Genomic DNA, 3,654 nt, shown 5'->3' with positions numbered 1-3,654 from the left:
GTCGCAATCAAGAACCACATGGCAGGCAAGGCGGCGCTGGTGCGGCGCGGCGTGTCCGAGCTCCTGTTCGCGGCGCGCACGTTCTTCGCGTTGACGCGGCAGCTGAGGCGAGGGGACGTCGTGCTCACGGTCACCGCGCCGTTCATGCTGCCTTACGCGGTGGCGGCGGCAGCCAGGGTCAAGGGGGCGCGCTCGGCGCTGATCCTGCACGACCTCTTTCCCGACGTGCTGGTGATGGCGGGCCTCTTGAAGCCCGGCTCGCTGGTGACGCGGACGATGCGGGTCGCCAACAGCCTGATGTTCCGCGCGCTCAATGCCGTCGTCACCATCGGCCGCGACGCGGAGCGTCCGCTGCTGAGCTATTCCGGAATGAGGCGGAACAAGATCCGCTTCATCCCGAACTGGGCGACGCTGGTGCCCGCGCCGCGGCCGATCACGTCGGACAATCCGTTCCGCAAGGCGATTGCCGCGCGCTTCATCGTCGGCCTGTCGGGCAATCTGGGCTTCACCCATGATCCGGACATCGTGTTCGAGGCGGCGCGGCTTCTCAAGGACGAGGCGGACATTCACTTCCTGCTGTCCGGCTGGGGCATCGGCTTCGAACGACTGAAGCAGTTGCAGGCGGCGGCGAGCCTTCCCAATGTCTCCTTCGTCGGGCGCGTCGAGGATTCCGAGCTCGAGGCGTTTCTGGCGTCCGCCGATCTCTGGATCATTCCGTACCGGAAGGACGTTGCGGGGGTGTCGGTGCCGAGCCGGTTCTACAATCTGCTGGCGGTCGGCCGTCCCGTGGTGCTGGTGTCCGAGCCGGAGGCCGAGGCCGCCTTGACGGTGGTGGAGAACGGGCTCGGCTGGGTCGTGACGCCAGGCCGCGCCGATCAGCTTGCAGACGCGATCCGCGCGGCGTCCCGGTCCGACGACGTCACCATCGCAGCGCGCGCGGTGAAGGCGGCATCCCGGTTTGACAGGACGACCGCGCTGAATGCCTATGCGGCGCTGATCGACGAATTGTTGCGCAACCCGGACCTGTCGGAGCAACGATGAACGAGAAGAAGCCGGTCGTGCTGGTGACGGGAGCGAGCGGCTTCGTCGGCCGCCATATCGTGCCGGCGCTCGCTCGCGGGGGATGGTCGGTCCGCCGCGCGGTTCGCAGTCCGGAAGGCGTCGAGGGCGAGGTCGTGATCGACACAATCGGTCCGGAGACCGATTGGCAGGCCGCGCTGGAAGGCGTCGACGCCGTGGTCCATCTCGCTGCGCGTGTGCACCACAAGCACGAGGAGCACGCGGTCCAGCTCTACCGCAACGTCAACATCGCCGGCACGCTGCATTTGGCGCGCTGCGCGGCGACGGCCGGCGTTCGCCAGTTCGTCTTCGTCAGCACCGTGCTCGTGCACGGCCGCAGCAACGAGGGCCGCGCCCCATTCAGCGAGAACGACATCCTGACGCCGCGCGGCCTCTACGGCATGTCCAAGGCCGCGGCCGAGGCGGGCTTGAGAACGCTGGCGCGCGACAACGATATGAAGATTTCGGTGATCCGGCCGCCGCTGGTCTATGGCGCGGGCGCCAAGGGCAATTTCGCGCTGCTGACGCGCGCGGTCGATCTCGGGTTGCCGCTGCCCTTTGCCGCGATCCGCAACCAGCGCGCCTTCCTTGCCGTGCAGAACCTGTCGTCGTTCATCCTGCGCCGGCTACGTCATCCCGATCCCGCCAGCAATTTCGAGATCTTCCTCGTGGCCGACAAGGAGCAGGTCTCGACACCCGAATTCATCACGCGCCTTGCCGATGCGTCCGGCAAGAGCCTGCGGCTGTTCGGCGTGCCGCCGGGCCTGCTCAGCACCCTGCTCAGCGTCATGGGCCGGCAGGATACACATGACAGCCTGATCGGCTCGCTCGAGCTCAATATCTCCAAGGCGCTCGCGACCGGCTGGCAGCCGGAGGTCTCCCTGGACGAAGGGTTGCGGTTGGCGTTGTCGGCTCAGGACGTCTGAGTGCGCGAGAAGCGCTGCAGCAAGAAAGCGACCGCGACCGCGCCTGCGAACAAGGACACGATCGTGACCGTCAGCGAGCCGGCGCGAACGGTGACGATGGCAAGCAACGCCAGCACGAGATTGAGCGCGAACACCTCGCCGGTCACCCGCTTGACGGTGAAGCCGTTGTCAGTGGCGCGCTGATAGAAATGCGTGCGGTGCGCCGACCAGAACGGCTCGCGCCTGATGATGCGCCGAAACAGCGTGATGGTGGAATCTGCAAGGTAATAGGCCGGCAGCAGCAGCGCCGCAGCGGGGTGCCCCTGCCAGGCAAGCTCCAGCAGGCACCAGCCGAGCAAGAGGCCGATCGGCAGGCTGCCGACATCGCCCAAGAACACCTTTGCGACCGGCTTGTTGAAGGGCGCAAAGCCAAGCATGGCGCCGCACAGGGCCATTGCGAGCCACGCGGCGGACGGAGAGAGGTCGCCATACCAGCCGAGCAATCCGAGCGCGGCCGTGACAGGCACCACCTCCGCCACGGTCATGAGGTCGAGCCCGTCCATGAAATTGACCAGGTTCACGAACCAGACGCCGCCGACGAGAAGGAGGATGCGTTCAGCGGCAAGCGGCAGGGCTGGAACGATCCGCATCGCCTCCGGTGTCGTGAGCACGACGGCGGCCACCGCTCCCGCCTGCAACAGGAGCCGGAGCACGACCGGCAGCGGCCTGATGTCGTCGACAAGCCCGACCAGAGCGATCAGCACGGCGGAGCCGATCAGGGGCAGGGGAATCCAAGCGTAAATCCAGCCGACAAGCAGGGTGGCGGCGACGACCGCGATGCCCGCACCTTGCGGTGTTGGGAGCTTGTGTGATGAGCGTGCGTTCGGCCGCGCCAACGCATAGCGCTGCAGCAGCGGCATGCTGCACCAGGTGATGCCGGCGGAGATCAGTGCAGCCAGCCCGGCAGGCGCAAGCGCGAGCAGCACCAGTCCGGCCGCAGGGTCCGGACCCGAGACGAGGGTCGTCACTCCGGCACTCCGATCGGAGCCGAGCCTTGCGCCGCCTTCTCCGCGCTGAGGATCCAGACGAGGCCCCCGAACGCACCGACGATGAAGGACACGGCGCCGAACAGCAGCGAGATGTTGACGCCTTCGTTGGCGGCAAGTCCGGCGAAACCGAACGCCAGGCCCATCGTGGCTTCACGCACCCCCCAGCCGGCGATCGAGATCGGCATCATCGTGATCAGCATCACGGGCGGCACCAGCAGAAAGACGTCGCTGAAGCGGACCGGGGCCGCAATCGCCTGCACGACGCACCAGGCGATGACGACGGCGAGCACGTGAACGAGCACCGACAGGATTGCGATGATCGGCCCGCGGGTGCGGTTGAAGATCACGCGGTTGGCGATCACCGCACAGGCGTGAAGGTGATGCGTGGCCCACCAGGTCTTCAGCCAGCGCCATTTCAGCGCGCCGAAGATCAGGAAACCGAGGCCGCCGGCGAGCGCCAGGAGATCGATGAGCAGCAGCGCCGAACGTCCGTGCGGATCGGTGATCAGGGTGTAGCTCCAGGGCAGGCTCGCAACGATGACGATCGCGAGCGCGATCAAGCCGATCGCGCGGTCGACGAAGATCGAGTAGGTCGCGGCAGCTTTTTCAGGTGGAACGCCTCGTTGGAGGAGATCACGTGC

At 66.9% G+C, this 3,654-nt stretch carries 4 protein-coding genes; 2 read left to right on the top strand and 2 right to left on the bottom strand.

Annotation, left to right across the window (positions count from 1 at the left end):
- Both MOV75_RS30885 and MOV75_RS30880 read left to right on the top strand, forming a co-directional pair.
- The coding region (locus tag MOV75_RS30885; protein WP_247007212.1) for a glycosyltransferase family 4 protein at positions 1-1,041 on the top strand (1,041 nt) is incomplete at its 5' end.
- Positions 1,038-1,985, top strand: a complete 948-nt coding sequence (locus MOV75_RS30880; RefSeq protein ID WP_246931312.1) for an NAD-dependent epimerase/dehydratase family protein — start codon at positions 1,038-1,040, stop codon at positions 1,983-1,985. The genes MOV75_RS30885 and MOV75_RS30880, both read left to right, overlap by 4 nt.
- On the opposite strand, the gene MOV75_RS30875 is transcribed toward MOV75_RS30880, so the two are convergent.
- Together MOV75_RS30875 and MOV75_RS30870 are read right to left on the bottom strand one after the other, a co-directional pair.
- On the bottom strand, positions 1,973-2,953 hold the full coding sequence (locus tag MOV75_RS30875; RefSeq protein WP_246931314.1) for a glycosyltransferase family 4 protein: 981 nt from the start codon (positions 2,951-2,953) through the stop codon (positions 1,973-1,975). The two genes, MOV75_RS30880 and MOV75_RS30875, sit on opposite strands and share 13 nt — an antisense overlap.
- 35 nt (positions 2,954-2,988) lie before the next feature.
- Positions 2,989-3,654: lysylphosphatidylglycerol synthase transmembrane domain-containing protein (locus MOV75_RS30870; RefSeq protein ID WP_247007211.1), on the bottom strand; the 666-nt coding region annotated here is incomplete at its 5' end.

Source organism: Bradyrhizobium sp. PRIMUS42 (assembly GCF_023006515.1).
Classification (GTDB): Bacteria; Pseudomonadota; Alphaproteobacteria; order Rhizobiales; family Xanthobacteraceae; genus Bradyrhizobium.
This window is presented reverse-complemented; position numbering and strand designations above follow the sequence as displayed.

Coding starts and splice junctions, on each gene's coding strand:
- MOV75_RS30880 (WP_246931312.1), top strand. CDS start 1,038: ATGAACGAGAAGAAGCCGGTCGTGCTGGTGACGGGAGCGAGCGGCTTC.